Below are 19,343 nucleotides of genomic sequence, written 5' to 3' on the forward strand. Positions count from 1 at the left end.
TTTAGAAAAATAACGACAACAGAACAGGAAATGACCCGCCCTGTTTGGACAGGACGGGCTGGAACCAGACGCGTTTAGTTGGCATGCTTGGAGAAAAATTCAAGCGACCGTTCAATAATCATCGGTTGGTCGTAATCGAGCGTCGCCACATGGTAGCTGTTTCGGAGGCGGATGATCTCTTTCTCCGTCGACGGAATGCCTTGAAAGATGATGTCGGCGTTTTCTGGCGGCACAACATGATCTTCATCGGACACAAAAATCAATGCCGGGCAGACGATGCGATCGAGATTCGCTTTTGTCTGCTCCATCAGCCTAGCCAGCTCAAGAAGCGATGCGGTCGGCGTTTTCTCGTATGCCAGCTCTTTCACATCCGGATTTTTCAAGTCCGAACCGATCGAATCGAGATATCTCGGCAGCTCGCCCCCGGCCGCCAGACCAGAGCGGATGGCCGGAATATCGATGGCGGCATTGACCAGCACGATGCCGCGGATGTCTGGATGATGTTCCGCAAGATGCAGCGTGAGCGTCCCGCCCATCGACAGCCCGGTGACAAAAATCGCCCCGCACCGTTCCTTCAACCATTCATATCCTTCCTCGACCGAGGCGATCCAGTCGTCAAACGTCGTCCGCTCCATATCTTCATAATGCGTTCCGTGCCCTTTTAAGCGCGGCAGGCAGACTGTGTAGCCGGCTTTTGCATAGGCCTCAGCGAGCGGGCGCATGCTGTGGGGCGTGCCGGTGAACCCGTGCACGAGCAGCACCCCAACCGGCCCGTTTTCGGCGCAAAACGGCTCCGCCCCCGGAAGAACGGGATATTGTTCGCTCATCTTCTTCCTCTCCCCCTTGTTTAAAGTCCATCTGCTCCTTTCACCATATTCGCCGCCGCGCCTCTTTTTTCCTTTTTTGATCGAGCGCCGTTACCACATCGACAACCATGACCGCCACCATTCATGAAACAAGCCGTTGACGCCAAAATGGACGAACCCGATCCAAGCGACGCCAACCAATGCTTTTTCCATCCCTTTTCCCGTCCGATAGAGCGGCACTTTCCACCGTTTGGACGAAAACGGCCAAAGCAGCGGCACTCCTTGGACGGAAAAAAAGTCTTCCACAATATGAAACAAGTAGCCGAGCACAAGCCCCGTGGCAAACGGCGACGCCGAATCGCGCCAAACAAGCGCGGCAAGCACTCCCCAGACGATGAGCGAATGCGTCATGCCGCGATGGCCGAACGCCTCTTTCACTTTGCCGGCGACGCCGAACGAACGGCGGCCAACGTATGATGACGGCTCATCAATGTCAGGAAGAAGGCTGCCGATGACAAGCCCTGCCGTATAGGAGGCGGTAAACGGCAACCCCGTATGCGCGGACGCCGCCGCGCCGAGGCATAATGTGGCAATGACATGGCTGAAGTATCGCAACGAAATCCCCTCAAACTTTTATCGTTTTCCCCATTATACCATACAAAAGAATATTTGTTCGTTCGTTTGACGAATTTGTGACAATGCTGCCAAGTGTGACAAAGTTAACATCGTGTTATTGGCATCATGGCTATCGTTAAAAGTACAGAACGCGTAAAGGAGTTGAACGAAATGAAACAAAAACGATCCCCGCTTGCCAACCGTTTCAAATATATTCGGCCGATCGAGCGCCAAGCCGACGGTCATAGCGAAACGACCTACGGCGACCGCGCGTGGGAAGACGCGTACCGCCGCCGCTGGCAGCACGACAAAGTCGTCCGCTCCACCCACGGCGTCAACTGCACGGGATCGTGCAGCTGGAACATTTACGTGAAAAACGGCATCGTCACGTGGGAAGGACAGCAACTCGATTACCCGTCGACCGGGCCGGATATGCCGGACTTTGAACCGCGCGGCTGCCCGCGCGGCGCAAGCTTCTCATGGTATATGTACAGCCCGCTGCGCGTCAAATATCCATACGTGCGCGGCGTGTTGATCGACATGTGGCGCAAGGCGCTCGCAAAACACCCGAACAACCCGCTTGAAGCGTGGAAAAGCATTGTCGAAAACCGCGACAAAGCGAAACGCTACAAGCAAGCGCGTGGAAAAGGCGGGTTCGTGCGCGTCAGCTGGGACGAAGCATTGACGCTTGTCGCCGCTTCCTTATTGTATACGGTCGTCAAATACGGGCCGGACCGCAACGTCGGCTTCTCGCCGATTCCGGCGATGTCGATGGTCAGCCATGCCGCCGGATCGCGGTTTATGCAGCTGATGGGCGGGCCGATGTTAAGCTTTTATGACTGGTACGCCGACTTGCCGCCGGCGTCGCCGCAAATTTGGGGCGACCAAACGGACGTGCCGGAGTCAAGCGACTGGTACAACGCCGGCTACATCATCACGTGGGGCTCGAACATCCCGCTCACCCGGACGCCGGACGCCCACTTTTTAGCGGAAGTGCGCTACCGCGGCGCGAAAGTCGTCTCCGTCAGCCCAGATTACGCCGAGTCGACAAAATTCGCCGACGACTGGCTGCCAGTGAAACAAGGAACGGACGGCGCCTTGGCGATGGCCATGGGGCATGTCATTTTAAACGAATATTACATCAAACAGACCGTCCCGTATTTTGAACAATATGCGAAAACGTACACCGATTTTCCGTTTGTCGTCACGTTGAAACAAGATGGCGGCGCCTGGACGCCTGGACGCTTCCTTTTGGCGAAAGACCTTGGCAAAAAAACGGAAAATGCCGAATGGAAGCCGGTCGTCTACGACGAGAACACCGACTCGTTTGCCGTGCCGAATGGGACGATCGGCGCCCGCTGGGAAGACAAAGGAAAATGGAACTTGCGCCTCGTTGAAGAGGAAACGGAGCAGCCCATTGAACCGCGCCTGTCGTTTTTAGGGAGTGAGGATGAGGTCATTCCCATTCAGCTGCCGTATTTCACTGATGACGGCGGAAAAACGATCGAGCGCGCCGTGCCGGTAAAAAAAGTGCGCACCGAAACAGGTGACGTGTATGTCACGACTGTCTACGACTTGATTTTGGCCAACTACGGCATTGACCGCGGCATTGGCGGCGTCGTTGCCCGCACGTATGATGACAATGTTCCGTTCACCCCGGCGTGGCAAGAGGCGATCACCGGTGTCAAGCGGGATCTCGTCGTCAAAATCGCCCGCGAGTTTGCCGACAACGCCATCGACACAAACGGCCGGTCGATGATCATCGTCGGCGCCGGGATCAACCATTGGTTCAACTCCGATACGATTTACCGCGCCGTCTTAAACCTTGTCTTGTTCGTCGGCGCTCAAGGGGGGAATGGCGGCGGCTGGGCTCATTACGTCGGGCAAGAAAAACTGCGCCCACTGGAAGGATGGCAGACCATCGCCATGGCGCGCGACTGGGTCGGACCGCCGAAACTGCAAAACGGCACGTCATTCTTTTACTTTGCGACCGACCAATGGCGCTACGAAGAGCGGCCGGTCGATGAGCTCGTCTCGCCGCTCGCGAAACGAGCGCGCTATTCACACCCTGGCGATTACAACGTCTTGGCCGTGCGGCTCGGCTGGCTGCCATCGTACCCCACGTTTAACAAAAATGGCATCGAGCTGTATAACGAAGCGGTTCGCAACGGAGCACACACGCCGGAAGAAATCGGCGCCTATGTCGTGAAACAGCTGAAAGAGAAAAAGCTGCAGTTCGCCATTGAAGATCCGGACAACGAGGCGAACTTCCCGCGCAACTTGATCGTCTGGCGCGCCAACTTGATCTCGAGCTCCGGCAAAGGGCACGAATATTTCTTAAAACATTTGCTTGGCACGACGAACGGCTTGCTAAACGACGACCGGGACAGCCTGCGCCCGGAAGAAATCCGCTGGCGCGACGAAGCGCCGGAAGGCAAGCTTGACTTGCTTGTCAATTTGGACTTCCGCATGGCCGGAACAGCGCTCTACTCCGATGTCGTTCTGCCGGCGGCCACTTGGTATGAAAAACACGATTTAAGCAGCACCGATATGCATCCATTCATCCACCCGTTCAATCCAGCCGTGCCTCCGCTTTGGGAAGCGCGGTCGGACTGGGACATTTTCAAATCGCTCGCCAAAGCCGTATCCGATGTGGCAAAACAATCCAGCTTAAAGCCGATGAAAGAAGTCGTCGCCACCCCGCTGCTGCACGATACGGCGCAAGAGATGGCGCAGCCATTTGGCGAAGTGAAAGATTGGAGCAAAGGCGAAACTGAACCAATCCCGGGCAAAACAATGCCGAACATTCATGTCATCGAGCGCGACTATACGCTCATTTACGATCAAATGACCGCCCTCGGCCCGAACGTCGCCCGCCAGCCGATCGGCGCAAAAGGGATCGCCTGGTCGGCGAAAGACGAATACGAGCAGCTGAAGCGCCGGCTCGGCACCGTCCGGCGCGCCTCGGTCGCCGATGGTTGCCCGGACATCAGCGAAGCGAAAAAAGCGGCTGAAGCGATTTTGACGCTGTCATCGACCACAAACGGAAAAATGGCCGTCAAGGCGTGGAAAGCGCTCGAGAAAAAGACGCATTTGGAGCTTGCCGACTTGGCGAAAGAGCGTGAGGAAGAATGTTTCACGTTTGAACAAATCACTGCCCAGCCGAAAACGGTCATCACCTCACCGGCGTTCAGCGGCTCGGAAAAAGGCGGACGACGCTACTCGCCGTTTACAACAAACGTGGAACGGCTCATTCCGTGGCGGACATTGACCGGCCGGCAGTCGTTTTACCTCGACCATGAACTGATGCACGAGTTCGGCGAAACGATGGCGACGTTCAAACCGGTCTTGCTGCACCGCCCGTTCTCGAACAAACGGCTCACAGAAAAAGGAAAAGAAGTCGTGTTGAACTACTTGACGCCGCATAACAAATGGTCGATCCACAGCATGTACTTCGATTCCTTGCCGATGTTGACGCTTTTTCGCGGCGGGCCGACCGTCTGGATGAACAAAGATGACGCGGCGGAAGCCGGCATCAACGACAACGACTGGATCGAATGTTTCAACGAAAACGGCGTCGTCGTCGCCCGCGCCGTCGTCTCCCACCGGCTGCCGCGCGGCATGGCGTTTATGCACCACGCGCAAGATCGCCATATAAACGTGCCGGGCACGAAGCTGACGAACAACCGCGGCGGCACGCACAACAGTCCGACACGCATCCATGTAAAGCCGACGCATATGATCGGCGGATATGCACAATTAAGCTACGGATTCAACTATTACGGACCGACGGGCAACCAACGCGACTTGTACGTCGTCATCCGCAAACTCGAGGAGGTGGATTGGCTTGAAGATTAAAGCGCAAATCGGCATGGTGATGAATTTGGACAAATGCATCGGCTGCCATACATGCAGCGTCACGTGCAAAAACACATGGACAAACCGCCCCGGCGCCGAATACATGTACTTCAACAACGTCGAAACGAAGCCGGGGATCGGCTATCCGAAACAGTGGGAAGACCAAGACAAATACAAAGGCGGCTGGGAATTGAAAAACGGTGAATTGCGGCTCCAATCCGGCTCGAAGGCCATGCGGCTCGTCCATTTGTTCTACAACCCGTACCAGCCGACGATTGACGATTATTATGAACCGTGGAATTACGACTATGAAACGTTGACGAACAGCCCGCCAAAACAATACCAGCCGGTCGCCCGGCCGAAATCAAGCATTACCGGCGAATGGATAGAGCTGTCATGGGGGCCGAACTGGGAAGACGACCTAGCCGGCGCCCACGTCACGGGCTTGCGCGACCCGAACGTCATCAAAATGGAGCAATCGATCCAAGCGGAATTTGAGAACGTCTTTATGATGTACTTGCCGCGCATTTGCGAACATTGCATCAACCCGCCGTGCGTGTCAAGCTGCCCGTCGGGGGCGATGTACAAACGCGACGAGGACGGCATCGTCCTCGTCGACCAAAACGCCTGCCGCGCTTGGCGGTATTGCGTCACAAGCTGTCCGTACAAAAAAGTGTATTTCAACTGGCAAACGAACAAAGCGGAAAAATGCACGCTCTGCTTTCCGCGCATCGAAGCCGGCATGCCGACGATTTGCGCGGAAACGTGCGTCGGCCGCATCCGCTACATCGGGGTCATGCTGTATGACGCAGATCAAGTGAAAGAAGCGGCGAGCGTCGCCGATGAGAAACAGCTGTACCACGCCCAGCTTGATATGTTCCTTGATCCGAACGATCCGGCCGTCATCGCCGAAGCGAAAAAAGCCGGCATCCCGGACGAATGGATCTCCGCTGCGCAACGCTCGCCGATTTACAAAATGATCGTCGATTGGAAAATCGCCTTGCCGCTGCACCCGGAATACCGGACATTGCCGATGGTGTGGTACATTCCGCCGTTAAGCCCGATCATGAATGCGATCGAAGGAAAAGGAAGCAACGCCAGCGCCGATGACATCTTCCCGGCGATTGACAACATGCGCATTCCGATCGAGTATTTGGCGAATTTGCTGACGGCGGGCGATACGGCGCACATCCGCACAACGTTGAAAAAGATGGCGGCCATGCGTTCGTATATGCGGGCAAAACAAACGAACAAAAAGCCGAACATCCACCTCGTCGAATCGCTCGGCCTAAGCTGTGAAGATATCGAAGAGATGTACCACCTGCTCGCGATCGCCAAATACGAAGACCGCTTCGTCATCCCGGCATCGCACCGCGAGGAAGTCGCTGACTTGTACGCGGAACAAGGCAGCTGCGGGCTGGCGTTCGCCGGCGGCCCGGGCGCCTGCGGCACGCTTTGACACTCCACATGCACATGGCAATTGTTGCTCGAACCAATCCCATTACATTAAGGGATTGGCCGAGCAACGCCGTCTTTCATCCCACAATGGAAACCGTGGGCTTTCAGACGGCTTTCTCTGTAAAGGGGTAGGCGGGCCCCGCCCCCTTCAACAATGAAATGGAGGATTGACGATGAACAGTGAACATCAACAAACGGTCTTTCTATGTGTATCGTATTTGTTGTCTTACCCGGACGAACGGTGGGCTGAATCGCTTCCCGACTGCCTCGAAGCCATCCGTTCGCTCGAGGATGAAACCGTCCGCACGCCGCTTTTGGCAGTGGCCGAACATCTCGCGGCCACCCCGGCTCGAGAGAGGATGGAGCAATATGTCGAAACATTTGATTTCAGCAAAAAAGCGAATTTGTATCTTACGTATATGACAAACGGGGAGCAGCGGGAGCGCGGAATCGAACTCGTCGCCTTAAAAGCGCGCTACGAGGCGGCCGGATTCGCCGTCTCTGACCATGAGCTGCCCGACTACTTGCCGCTCATGCTCGAATGGATGGCCTATGCGGATCAAGAGCATACGATCGCCTTGCTTGCCGATTATGCCGTCCATATCCGTGAAATCGGCGAGCGGCTCGCAGCGGCGGGCAGCCCGTATGCCAAGCTGTTTGAAGCGCTCCACGTCACCTTTATTCAACTCGGCGTGACGCCGCTCCCGAAAGGAAGTGCAACGGCATGGTTAGCCAATTTCTCTGGGTGATTGTTCCGTATTTGGCGCTTGTTATGTTCATCGTCGGCCATATTTGGCGCTACCAGCGCGACCAGTTCGGCTGGACGTCCAAATCGAGCGAGTTGTTGGAGAAAAAACAGCTGCGCCTTGGCAGTCTGCTTTTTCACTGGGGCATTTTGTTCGTGTTTGTCGGCCATGTGATGGGCATTCTTATTCCCGAGCCGTTTTATGAAGCGCTTGGCGTGACAGAAGAGATGTACCACGCCATCGCCTTGGCAGGCGGCATTCCGGCCGGTTTGGCGGCGCTCGTCGGTTTAGTGATCCTTTTCCGCCGCCGCCTGACGGTCAAGCGCGTGCGGGCGACAAGCAGCACCGGCGACTGGGTCGCCCTCGGGTTTTTGCTTGTCGTGATCGCCAGCGGATTGTCATCGACGTTGCTGAATGTCAACTCGCACGGCTTTGACTACCGGACGACGATCGGCCCGTGGTTCCGCGGCCTTCTCACGTTCCGCCCGAACCCGATCTATATGGAAACAGTGCCGCTTTGGTTCAAAATCCATATTCTCGCCGCGTTCGGCTTATTCGCCGTCTGGCCGTTCACCCGTCTCGTCCACGTGTTCAGCTTCCCGCTCCGCTATTTGCGGCGCAGCTATGTCGTCTATCGGAAGCGGCTGCCGAAATCCGTCGATTCGCTTGACCGCGCCCAGTAAGCGAATGGCAGGAAACATAAAATCCGCAAACGAGACCGTTATCACGGAAAACGGGATGCCGTTCATCCGCCTCCCGTCCCTCTCCATCACGGACCGCGCCAAACCGATCCATCGGCGTGCCATGAAGAAAACGGGATGCTCCACACAAGGAAGCATCCCGTTTTCCATCCCATCGTCACTCGTAAATGCGTGCAAACAGCTCCTCTTTCTCCTCATCCGACAACAGCCGTTCCGCCATCGGGAAAAGCACGTTTTCTTCTTTCATGAAATGCTCATCCAAAATATGATGCGCCTCGATAACCGCATCGGCGAGCGTCAACGCCTGTTCACTGTCCACCGTTTCCGGCAAATGGGTGGTTTTCTCCAAAAACATGGAAAGACGCGCTTTCGCCTGCTCATGTTCGTATTCCATCACAGCAATCGGCCCGGTCGTCCGTCCAATGTATTCGGCCATCATCGGGAACAATACGCCTTCCTCCCGCTCCGAATGCGGATCCAACGCAGCAACGAACGATTCGACTTTTTCTCTCAACTCGGCGAGCGGCTCGCGCCAGTTGCTGATCTCCGTTCCTCGTCCAATCGTCTCAGCGAAGGCAAGCAGCTGCTCCATTTGGACGCGCAGCGGGCCATGCTCCTGCTTTAATTGAGCCAAACCAGCGCATAGTTCCACTCCTTCAGGGCCGCCCATATGGCAAAACGAATGCATCATCCATTCCTCCTTTTTTATCATCCGTTCGTTGTCTCCATTATACTGTGGGCGGCGCTTTCGCCGTTGTGAGCGATATCACACCGCAAAAAGCTTTTTCATATCCGGACGCCAAAACTGTTTATTGCAAAATAAAAATGCAGAGATCTGCAGAGAATTTGGCTTAGGCCAACTTGACATGGAGTGGGGGGCGTGATAGCCTTTTTAGGCATAGCCAGCCCTTGATATTGCTGGCTTCCTGGCTTTTTAATCACGCCCCCAGAGGCTCCATGTCAAGTTGTCATTCTCTGCACTTTTCCTTGCAAAACTCTGTATTTTTTCTTTGCAGAAAACACGCCAAAACAACACCGTAAACATCTTTGCCGCCTAGGACAATACATGCGGCTGAATGCGATCGTCTGCGTTTCGTGGAGCGCCGCTTTCGCTTCATGTGCCATTTGTCTAAAACATAGCAGCCCCAAAAAGGCCTTACGCATCAAAGCAGCGTGCGAGCGTCACGATCATCGCTCCCATCCGCTCATGTTCCGGGGCGATGACGCGACTGACTCCTTCTTCTTCAAGCGCTTCTTGCGTCACTTTGCCGACGGCGCAGGCCACAACATCGGTGCGAAACGCGTCAAGCAGCGGTGCGATCTCTTTTTTCTCGCGGGCGAACGAAAAGAAAAAGCGGACTTGCATCGCCGATGTAAAACAGACGGCATCGACTTCGCGCCCGACGATTTCTTTATACAGTGTCGCCATCGTCTCCTCATCTGGAGCGATATGCCGGTATGGAAGCAATTCCGTATACGAAGCGTCTCGCTCAAGAAAGAACTGCTTCAAAGCCGGCGCAGTGTCGCCGTACAGCTGCACAACAACCTTCTTTCCGGCAAAATCGTGCGCGCCAAGGACACGAATCAACCCTTTCGTTGTCCCATCCTCGCTCGCCGCCACCGGGTTGACACCGATTTTTTTCAACGCCGCCACCGTTTTATAGCCGCGGGCGGCCACGTTCGCTTCTTTGATCATCCGTTGCCATTCGGCGGCCATTCCCTCCCGTTCCGCCGCTTCCAACAGCGCCTCAAAGCCGATTCCCGTCGTAAATACGATCCAGTCCGGATGCATGGCGATGACGGCCCGCATTTCCTCTCCGAGTTCGCTCCCTTTTAAAAAGACTGTCCCTTGCGCCGGGCGGATGACGGCTGTTCCTCCTTGCTTTTCAATGAGCGTCGTCATCTCGTCCAGTTTGCGCGAGGCGCACAAAGCAATCCGTTTGCCGCGCATGTATTCTTCCCCCCTACGATCAATCGTTCGTCCTTTCCATTCTAAAAGATGGCCTCCGCCTATGCAACAAAAACCATTCCGCTCCCTGGCGCGTCGCAACACAAGTGCCGCATTCATCTAGGGAGAATGCACGATGCAACAGCACAGACGGCAGACAGAAACGGTTCGACCGCCATCAAAAAACACGCGCCCAAAGGCGCGTGCACCCGTTCAGCGAGTATGTACTACAGCCTCTTCCCCCCGACGATCAAACGAACCGATGATGCGCGTCGGCTCGACAGCAATGATCCGGTCCAACGGAATGTTCATTAGACGCATTTGCCGGTTGTAAACGAACAGTTTGCGCGTTTCCTGATACAGCTTAACTGGCAGCACAACCGCTTCCCCTTGATTGGTTTTTACACGCACCGGCTGCTTCTCCGCAATCCACGCCGACAGCTGTTGGCACAATTCCTTCATTCATTCGCTCTCCTTTCGCGCACATTCCTACGTACGATTATAAAAGGAAACAACGGAAAAAGGGGCGAAGAAAAATCAACAAATTCGACCAATGAATGACAAATCGTGTCGTTAAAATAAGGTGCACGGAGTTGTTCCGTGCACCTTTCGCTTTATCAACGGTAAATGAGCACGCGCGCTGCCGTGCGGTCGGCGCTTTCGCCGATGACGCGGATTTTTAGGCCATAGTTGGGCACGTTCCGGCCGGCGTCAACTGCCCCTTTATTGTCATACGACCGGCCGTCGTCAAACACCGGCGTCGGCGATGTATCGTTGTCAATCAGCTGTGAGCCATTGATCGCCACGCGGAATGGGGCTCCTTTTTGCAGGCTGAATGCGGCATCATGCACTTGATAGCGAGTCGACGCCGCGGTGTTGCCCGACCATTTCAACGTATGCTGATCGGCATCCACAACGCCAAGAAACCCTTCGCCCGGATGGACGCCCGTCCAGTTGTTGTCATAGCCTTCATCTACATACCAGACGACAAGCCCTGGATCGTACGAAAGAAGCCGGTCGCCGCGCAAGATGTGGGCGAGCCCTTCGTCAACGCCGCGATGGTTGCGCCATTCAAGCAAATAGTAATGATCCGAGTATCGCTTGCCATTGCTCTTTTCAAAGCCGTCCATCGCAAAAGAACCGTCTTCTTCGGCATCGTCAACAAGAACAACTGCTCCACCGGCCGTCACTTGAATGTTGTCAATATACCAGCCAGCTTCCGACACCGCCACATCGGTGATGTAATGGAAGCGAAGGTCAATCGTTTGTCCTGCATAGGCCGACAAGTCAAATTCCGCCTTCACCCAGCCGTTTGACGTACCGGTGATGCCGTTGCCCGGGTTTTGCCCGTACGGATTGTCGGTCGTCGTAATGTTTCCTTGAATTGTTGTCCATTCGTTGCTGCCATGCGGTTTTACTTCTACCGCCCCATAATCCCAGTCTTTCTCAATCGCGTACCATGTATCAAATGCCAGCGCCGCCTTGGACGCTTTCGTCAAATCGATCGTCGTTGACATCGTATGGTCTAAGTTGTTTCCGCTTCCGGAGAAATAGGCATACGCACCGCTTGGCGGGATCGTGACGACCGTCTCTTTCTTCGGCAAGTTGATGCGTACGGCATCATGATTTGTCCCCTTCGTGCTCGCTTCGTCGAGCAACACTTCAATGCCGTCTTTGCCAATTTCGTTCCACTCAACGGTCGCTCCAGTCAGCCAATTGCTTCCTGGCATCGTCGATTGCAAAAACTGTTTCGCCCACGCGCTGAAGCCGGTCGGCTCGGTGCCTGGAATACGCCCCGCCCAGCTGCCGCTTGACATAATCGACCAATACGCGATCGGCTCGCCTAGGCCGGAGTAAATCGTATCGTATTCATCCGGCAGCCCTAAATCGTGGCCGTATTCATGGGCGAACACCCCCGCCGCCCCGTCGGCCGGCTCGATCGTATAGTCGTAAGCCGCCAGCTGGCCGCGCCAATACGGCACATCGGTCGTCGTATTGGGTATGCGGTATACCGATCCTAAATTCCAACGGTGCGACCAAATGGCATCGCCGCCGAGCGAGCCGCCGCCCGCTTCCTCGCCGACGCTCGAATGAATGATCATCAAATGGTCGATCAAGCCGTCCGGCTCGCGGTAGTTGCCGTCGCCATCCAAATCATACCGGTCCTCTTGGTCAAACTCGCGTAAATTGATGCTCGGGTCTTTCGCAGCCGCCGCCAGCGCTTCGCGCACAAGCGTCCGTGGATTGGCGTCATTGCCATCCGGGGCTGGCACGTTGCCGCCGTAGTATTTGGCTGGATGTTTCGCTTGATACCAGCCTGCCACTTTTCCTTCAATCGAATAGCTGCCGCCCGATTGCTCTTCATAATATTTTTTCACCGAAATGAGCCTCTCGCCATTTGGTCCATCGTAATAGCCGTCATCCCCGCCGAAAATCATGTCTTCATAATGTTCACGTGTATAATCTTTATAATACATATCAGTCTCATTCGGTTGAATGCTGTTGTGCGGGAAATCCGGATATTCAATCAGCAACACAAGCACGCGGTCAACCCGCTTGCCGCCGTTCCACGACTCCGGCTTGACGGACGGCACAAAAGTCGTTTTCGATTGTCCAAGTTTTTTCCCTTTTCCGTTCAGCACGCTGTTTGTCCGCTGCCCATCTTGCAGCGCCTCAGCGCGCTTCGCCTCTTCCTCGTACAATTCTCCCTTTTCCCTCGGTATATGGACCGCCTTTTGCCGCAAATAATCTCGCACCGCCTGTTCCTCCTCTGACGGAGTCGCATCAGCGCGAAGCTTCCCGCTTTTTTTCAACATCTCCGCCAGCTTCTCTTCATTGGCGACCGCGAAATCAACCGGTCCGCCTTGCTTGACTGCGAAAAGCGGAGTGGACGCCGACTGCGGGGCTGCCGCTGGTGCCACCCACAAGCCGATTCCGAGCGAGAGCACAGCAGCGAGTGAGCCAATCGACCGTTTGTTCAAAAAAAAACACTCCTTTCCTATGTTCAATTATTTTAATTAATATGAAAATCACAAAATTATAATATTACAAAACAAAATAAAAATTCAAGATAATTCTTACCTAATTATAACCTGAATCCGTGATAAAGACGCGTTCAAAACTGCCAAGAAAACCTTGCTAAATCAACAAATATTGTCCTTGGGGTTCTTCACCTAATAGGTGAACATTCGAAATTGAGTTGAAACCTCGGCATGATTGGGTTTTCAAGCTTTTTTTGATACACTTCTATCACGGATTCAGGTATAAGAAATAGTCCTTTTTTTCTACATTTGTCGAAAAAACAAGATTTATATCAAAAAAAAGCTATGGATTGCGCCTTAACATCCCGGGCATTTTCCGGTTACAATGTAATATATTCGCTATTCTTGTAGAAATTCTGCCCTGCAGCTTGACGATGGGAAAGAAGGTGCCGCGATGCTGAATATTTTCAAAGACTTTTTGCTCAACTTGTTTTTCATCCTTCTGCCGGTGTTTCTCGTTCCCCTCTGTACGGAGCAGGAGAAGGGGCCAAAACGATTCCGCCTTTATTTGCCGACCTTTTGTTACGCCGTCGTGATCATGTTATGCATCACCCTCCCGGTCGGAACAGAGAATGACTTTATCTTCGACTTGCGGCAAATTCCTCTATGGCTTGGCGGTTTGTACGGCGGAGCGGGGGCAGCGACGGTTTTAGCGTTTACGGCGATCGCTTACCGCTCGCTGTTCGGCGGAGCTGGCGTCTTCGTCACCGTCGTCGTTTCCATCGCCATCGCTGCAACGAGCAGTTTATTGACAAAACGGTTTGTCGAGCTGCCAACCAAACAGCGCACGCTGTTCGCTACATCGCTCAGCTTCGGTTCTGGCCTATTGACCGTCGCCATAGCGGAGTGGATGGCTGCTGCGGCTTCTCCGCCGCCTTCCGTTGCGCTTATCTTTTTGTTTGTGCAGCCCATCAGCATGCTCATCGTTTGTTCGTTTCAGGAAATGGTGCACCATAATATCGCGCTGCGCAAACGAGTGATTCGCGCCGAGAAAATGGAAGCCGTCACCCATTTAGCTGCTTCCATCTCCCATGAAATTCGCAATCCACTCACCGCGGCGCGTGGGTTTATCCAACTGATCGAAGAGCAGCCGCTCGCTGCCGACAAACGCCGCCAGTATGCGCGCATCGCCATTGAGGAGCTTGACCGCGCTGAAGCGATTATCACCGATTACTTGACGTTCGCCAAGCCGGCGCCCGAGACGCCGGAAAAGCTGAACGTCAAGCTCGAGATTGAACGGGTCGTGGACATCCTCCGCCCGCTCGCCAATATGAGCTGCGTCGATATTCAGGCGACGCTTGCCCCTTTTTCCGTCATCGGTGAGCGCGAAAAATTCCGCCAATGTTTGCTCAACGTGATGAAAAACGCCATCGAAGCGATGCCTAACGGCGGGACCTTGCAAGTATACGTCTCCATTGACAACGGACGCGTGCTCATCCGCATCGCCGATACCGGCGTCGGCATGACGAAGGAACAGCTCGAACGGCTTGGCGAACCGTATTTTACGACGAAAGGCATCAAAGGCACGGGGCTCGGGATGATGGTCGTCTACCGCATCGTTGAATCGATGAACGGAACGATACGCATTGAGAGCGAAATACATAAAGGAACGACGGTATCGATTTATTTGCCGCTCGCACCGTCTCCTTCTTCCGCGGCGATTTCTGATAAAGAAAAACAGCTGTTTGCCGCCTTGTGACATAGCAGAGACCAGCCGTAAAAGCTCTTGCAGGCAAGGACTAACGCATCGAAGTTCTGTATGCCCCCAATCAGAGGGCCTTTTTTCTTTTTTCCGGGCATCTTCGCCTCTTTCGCATCCTATTTTGAGGTGAAATCTTGGAATAGATCCTCAGTTCAGAACGAATCGCCACAGTTTCCCATCACCGTTCTTTTTGCTACAATACTATCGAAGTGAAACACATCGAGAGAAAAGGAGACAGTTGCATGATTCACGTCAAAACGGAACGGGAAATTCAATTGATGCGCGAGGCCGGGAAGCTGCTCGCCGCCTGTCATCAAGAGATCGCCAAACGCATCAAACCAGGCGTGACGACGATGGAGATTGACCGGTTTGTGGAAACGTTTCTGGCCAAATACGGCGCCAAACCGGAACAAAAAGGATACCGCGGCTACCCGTATGCGACATGCGCTTCCATTAACGACGAAATTTGCCACGGGTTTCCGCGCAATGAGCCGCTGAAAGAAGGCGATATCGTCACGATCGATTTTGTCGTCAATTTGCGCGGAGCGCTCGCCGATTCCGCCTGGACGTACGCCGTCGGCGAGGTGGATGAAGATGTGCAAAAGCTGCTCTATGTCACCGAGCAGTCGCTATACAAGGGCATCGAACAGGCAACCGTCGGCAATCGGATCGGCGACATCGGCCACGCCATTCAAACGTACGTCGAAGCGCACGGCTTTTCCGTCGTCCGCGATTTCACCGGCCATGGCATCGGCCCAACGATCCACGAAGAACCGTATGTCCCCCACTTCGGTGAAAAAGGAAAAGGGATGCGCTTAAAAGAAGGAATGGTCATTACGATCGAGCCGATGGTCAACATGGGGGCGTGGCAAAGCAAAATGGACGCCAACGGCTGGACGGCGCGGACGATCGACGGCTCGTATTCAGCGCAATATGAGCATACGATCGCCATTACGAAAAACGGGCCGCTCATTTTAACGACGCCGGCGTCATGAAATCCGCTCTGCTGTCTCGCCGCCATGGAAAAAACCCGGGCCATACGCTTGCCCGGGCCTTTCCCTTCCCTCTTTTGTCGACATAAGATTATTATGGTTTTTAACCTGCCATCACTTTTACATAAAACGTCCGTTGGCGCGGACCGTCATACTCGCAAAAATAGACCCCTTGCCACCGTCCAAGGAGCAGGCGGCCTTCATGAATGATGACGTGCTGCGACGCACCAACCGTGCTCGCTTTCATATGGGCGGCCGTGTTTCCTTCCATATGGCGGTCAAGCGGATGCTCCCACGGATACGTTTCATCAAAGCGGCGCATCATGTCGCGTTTGACATCCGGATCCGCGTTTTCGTTAATGGTGATGCCAGCCGTTGTATGCGGACAATAAACGACAGCGATCCCTTCCGTCACGTTAGCCTGGCGCACCGTCTCCTCGACGAATGAAGTAATGTCGATCATTTCATCCCGCTTTGCCGTGCGGATTGTAAACGAACGAAGCATACATTCCACCACCTTGGCAAATCGTTTGTACTTTGCAAGAAAAAATTGATAGTCTAACATCAATCATAACGCAAAAGAATGGAGTGAGAAACCATTGGTGAAGCGCTATGAAAACTTAGACGGCGTCTCGACGCACAAAACGTGGGCCGATTTCCGCCGCTGGCAGCGGGAGCGGAAACAAAAACAAAAAGATTTGTCCTACGTCGTGCCCCATGTTTCACCTCCTCAATACGAGAAGCTTCATGAACCGAATGGACGGCCGCAGCTTTGCTGGATCGGCCATTCGACGTTTGTCGTGCAGACTGGCGGCGCAACGATCGTCACCGATCCCGTCTGGGCGAACTGGATGGGCATGTCCAAACGCTTGACGGCTCCGGGTGTTCCGCTTGACAAGATGCCGCCCGTGGACGCCGTGCTTATCTCCCATGGCCATTACGACCATCTGCACTTTGGCAGCCTCCGCCGTTTGCCTGGCGATCCGCACGTGTTCGTGCCGGTCGGCCTCGGCCGCCTGTTCCGCCGCCGCGGCTTCCGCCATGTCACTGAATTGTCATGGTGGGAAACCGCCGCCTTCCGCGATGTGTCGCTAACGTTCGTTCCCGCTCAACATTGGACGCGGCGGACGCTGTGGGACACGAACACGTCGCATTGGGGCGGATGGGTGATTGAGGCAAACGGTGCGCCCACCATCTACTTCGCCGGCGACAGCGGCTACTTCCGCGGTTTTCGCGACATCGGCGACCGCTTTTCCATCGATTATGCGCTCTTACCGATCGGCGCATACGAACCAGAATGGTTTATGGGGCCGCAGCACACTACGCCGGAAGAAGCGGTGCAGGCATTTTTGGACTGCCGCGCTCGTCTGTTGATCCCGATGCATTACGGCGCCTTCCGCTTGGCCGACGATACGCCAAAAGAGGCGCTTGATCGCCTATGGGCCGAATGGCGGCGGCGCGGATTGGAAGATGACCGCTTGTTTTGCTTGAAGCTCGGCGAGGTGATCGATGCCGCCCAAGCGTTGACGTCCCTTTCCCCATTCGACAATACGCTGAGCCCAACAGACGCCGCCGTCGAGAAACAACAAACACGGTGAACAAAAAACGGCACAAAAAGAGCGAGCCGTTCCGCCCAAGGCTCGCTCTTATTCATTGAATTGGTGATAAACGTATGGATCCTTCGGTTTGGCCACCCGCTCCCATGACGTCACCTTTACATACGGAATCGTCATATGAAACGGCTGGTAATACATGGTGGATAGCGTGCCTTTCACATGAATCCATTCATCGTTGTGAAGCGGCGCCGGCTTTGGAAACTGAAGAAGCAATCCATACACCCCCGAATCGGCAACACAGTGAATGATGCCAAAGCGAAGGAGAAACGCCTCATTAGCGCGCGCCGTTTCCTCACGGTAGACAAACCCGGTGAATTCAATCTCGCGAGCGGCAAATTCGCCAGGAAACTGATAAATCGTTTCCATGGCATTTAAATAGTTTTGATCATTCAACTCCAAGCGAGCGAGACGGCCGTATTTTTTCAGCTCTTTTTCCATGGCATTTTGATAATCATCCCGCCCGTAATACATGCTCGTATCCGGACGCAAAAACTGGCGCTGGGCAAACGGATCGCTGCTGTCAGCCGCCATCCCAGGAACATGAATCCCTTTCGCCTTTACGACTTCAGAATCCAGCGTCGCAACAGGAAACAAGAAGGCGGAAACAAGCGGAAAAACAAAGATCAGATAATTGGCCACCCTCTTCCAGCGCGCCGTTGGTTCATGATAGTGATGATCACAGCACGCTTCCCCATGATCGTGCGGTTCCTCATTGCGGCTCGCCAACACAAATTGCACAATCGTTAAGAAAGCAAACACAAACACCGCGCTAAAAGCGATATACGAATAACGCATATTAATGTATTTGCTCAACTCTCCCGTAATATATAAGTGAAAAAACAGAAACGCAAACCCAAGCAAAATATACATGCGAACCATGCCGCCACCTCCTTGCTAGATCAATAGCGACCCGGCAAACACGAACAGCGTGATATAGAAAATCAGCTTCCACACAAACCGAGCGCAAAACGACTGGAACAACATAAGCGTATTTTTTACATCAAGCATCGGCCCGTAAACGAGAAACGCCGTGAGCGCATGAAACGGAAATGTGCTTTGAAACGACGAGGCGATAAATGCGTCCGCCTCGGAACAGAGCGACAGCACGAAGGCGAGCGCCATCATGACCAAAGAGGCCGCCACTTTCCCATTGCCGATCGCCACAAGCGCCGACGTTTTCACATACGTTTGCATCGCCGAAGCAATGAACGCCCCAATGATCAAATACTTCCCGGTCGCAAAAAATTCATCGATCGTATGGCGCAGGGTGCCGACAATTTTCTCTTTCCACGTGCGGGGCATCATCGGCATCTCGCGCCGTTCATGGCGCAACTCGCTGCCTTCATGCCGAATCGCGATCACCGCACCGACAGCGACGGCGACGGCGCAAGCGAACAGCGCCCGGCATAATACCATCGTCCAACTGCTTCCGAAGGCGATATACGTCGAAAACAGCACAACCGGATTGATGACAGGCGCCGTTAACATAAACGGCACGGCCGCGTAAAGCGGCACCCCCTTGGCTGCCAGACGGCGGGTGATCGGCACGATGCTGCATTCACACGAAGGAAACAAACCCCCGATCAACGCCGCATAAACAATCGCCAAGCCGCGGTTTTTCGGCACCCATCGTTGCACTGTCTCTTCACTGACAAACATTTGAATGACTCCGGAAACAAACACCCCAAGCACAACGAACGGCAACGATTCAATCAATATGCTGATAAAAATCGTATTCAGCTGCAAGAACGTGTTCATCATCTGTTCTCCTCTCATTTACAACCGTTCATTGTACCACGAGCAATGTCCATTGTCATGAAAATTTGGTAAGAAAAATAGATGAACCCATCAAAAAAGGCG

Annotated in this window: 16 protein-coding genes; 7 read left to right on the top strand and 9 right to left on the bottom strand. The window is 54.2% G+C overall.

Features of this window, described 5'->3' with window-relative positions:
• Window positions 1–74: 74 nt before the first annotated feature.
• On the bottom strand, window positions 75–827 hold the full coding sequence (locus LG52_RS07110; protein WP_044731394.1) for an alpha/beta hydrolase: 753 nt from the start codon (window positions 825–827) through the stop codon (window positions 75–77).
• 90 nt (window positions 828–917) lie between these two features.
• Window positions 918–1,421, bottom strand: coding sequence for a metal-dependent hydrolase (locus tag LG52_RS07115; protein WP_044731395.1), 504 nt, complete (start codon window positions 1,419–1,421; stop codon window positions 918–920).
• Between the two features lie 171 nt (window positions 1,422–1,592).
• Here LG52_RS07115 and LG52_RS07120 point away from each other — a divergent pair, with 171 nt between their 5' ends.
• From LG52_RS07120 to narI, 4 genes are all read left to right on the top strand, one after another.
• The gene (locus tag LG52_RS07120; RefSeq protein ID WP_044731396.1) at window positions 1,593–5,279 is read left to right on the top strand and encodes a nitrate reductase subunit alpha; all 3,687 of its coding nucleotides are present in this window, start codon (window positions 1,593–1,595) and stop codon (window positions 5,277–5,279) included.
• Window positions 5,269–6,738, top strand: coding sequence for a nitrate reductase subunit beta (narH, locus tag LG52_RS07125; RefSeq protein WP_044731397.1), 1,470 nt, complete (start codon window positions 5,269–5,271; stop codon window positions 6,736–6,738). The genes LG52_RS07120 and narH overlap by 11 nt, the downstream gene beginning before the upstream one ends.
• 172 nt (window positions 6,739–6,910) lie before the next feature.
• Entirely contained in the window at window positions 6,911–7,486 is a 576-nt protein-coding gene (gene narJ, locus LG52_RS07130; RefSeq protein WP_044731398.1) for a nitrate reductase molybdenum cofactor assembly chaperone, read from the top strand.
• Window positions 7,462–8,166: a respiratory nitrate reductase subunit gamma gene (gene narI / locus LG52_RS07135; protein WP_044731399.1), complete on the top strand. Its 705-nt coding sequence runs from the start codon at window positions 7,462–7,464 to the stop codon at window positions 8,164–8,166. The genes narJ and narI overlap by 25 nt, the downstream gene beginning before the upstream one ends.
• A gap of 175 nt (window positions 8,167–8,341) precedes the next feature.
• On the opposite strand, the gene LG52_RS07140 is transcribed toward narI, so the two are convergent.
• The 4 genes from LG52_RS07140 to LG52_RS07155 all read right to left on the bottom strand — a co-directional run bounded on the left by LG52_RS07140 (window position 8,342) and on the right by LG52_RS07155 (window position 13,113).
• On the bottom strand, window positions 8,342–8,872 hold the full coding sequence (locus LG52_RS07140) for a hemerythrin domain-containing protein (protein ID WP_044731400.1): 531 nt from the start codon (window positions 8,870–8,872) through the stop codon (window positions 8,342–8,344).
• Between the two features lie 468 nt (window positions 8,873–9,340).
• A complete protein-coding gene (locus LG52_RS07145; protein ID WP_044731401.1) occupies window positions 9,341–10,135 on the bottom strand; it encodes a uroporphyrinogen-III synthase in 795 nt (264 codons plus the stop codon).
• A gap of 210 nt (window positions 10,136–10,345) precedes the next feature.
• On the bottom strand, window positions 10,346–10,594 hold the full coding sequence (locus LG52_RS07150; RefSeq protein ID WP_044731402.1) for a hypothetical protein: 249 nt from the start codon (window positions 10,592–10,594) through the stop codon (window positions 10,346–10,348).
• 155 nt (window positions 10,595–10,749) lie between these two features.
• Window positions 10,750–13,113: an immune inhibitor A domain-containing protein gene (locus LG52_RS07155; RefSeq protein WP_044731403.1), complete on the bottom strand. Its 2,364-nt coding sequence runs from the start codon at window positions 13,111–13,113 to the stop codon at window positions 10,750–10,752.
• Window positions 13,114–13,567: 454 nt separating this feature from the next.
• On the opposite strand from LG52_RS07155, the gene LG52_RS07160 reads away from it, so the two are divergent.
• Together LG52_RS07160 and map are read left to right on the top strand one after the other, a co-directional pair.
• A complete protein-coding gene (locus LG52_RS07160; RefSeq protein ID WP_044731404.1) occupies window positions 13,568–14,872 on the top strand; it encodes an ATP-binding protein in 1,305 nt (434 codons plus the stop codon).
• 245 nt (window positions 14,873–15,117) lie between these two features.
• Window positions 15,118–15,870: a type I methionyl aminopeptidase gene (gene map, locus LG52_RS07165; protein ID WP_044731405.1), complete on the top strand. Its 753-nt coding sequence runs from the start codon at window positions 15,118–15,120 to the stop codon at window positions 15,868–15,870.
• A 100-nt stretch (window positions 15,871–15,970) separates the two neighbouring features.
• Here map and LG52_RS07170 read toward each other — a convergent pair whose 3' ends face one another.
• Window positions 15,971–16,372, bottom strand: coding sequence for a secondary thiamine-phosphate synthase enzyme YjbQ (locus tag LG52_RS07170; protein ID WP_044731406.1), 402 nt, complete (start codon window positions 16,370–16,372; stop codon window positions 15,971–15,973).
• A 94-nt stretch (window positions 16,373–16,466) separates the two neighbouring features.
• Here LG52_RS07170 and LG52_RS07175 point away from each other — a divergent pair, with 94 nt between their 5' ends.
• A complete protein-coding gene (locus LG52_RS07175) occupies window positions 16,467–17,465 on the top strand; it encodes an MBL fold metallo-hydrolase (RefSeq protein ID WP_044731407.1) in 999 nt (332 codons plus the stop codon).
• Window positions 17,466–17,513: 48 nt separating this feature from the next.
• On the opposite strand, the gene LG52_RS07180 is transcribed toward LG52_RS07175, so the two are convergent.
• The gene (locus LG52_RS07180; RefSeq protein WP_044731408.1) at window positions 17,514–18,362 is read right to left on the bottom strand and encodes a TIGR03943 family putative permease subunit; all 849 of its coding nucleotides are present in this window, start codon (window positions 18,360–18,362) and stop codon (window positions 17,514–17,516) included.
• Between the two features lie 15 nt (window positions 18,363–18,377).
• Window positions 18,378–19,244, bottom strand: a complete 867-nt coding sequence (locus LG52_RS07185) for a permease (RefSeq protein WP_044731409.1) — start codon at window positions 19,242–19,244, stop codon at window positions 18,378–18,380.
• Window positions 19,245–19,343: the final 99 nt, after the last annotated feature.

The sequence above is a fragment of the Geobacillus kaustophilus genome (assembly GCF_000948285.1).
Lineage (GTDB): Bacteria > Bacillota > Bacilli > Bacillales > Anoxybacillaceae > Geobacillus > Geobacillus thermoleovorans_A.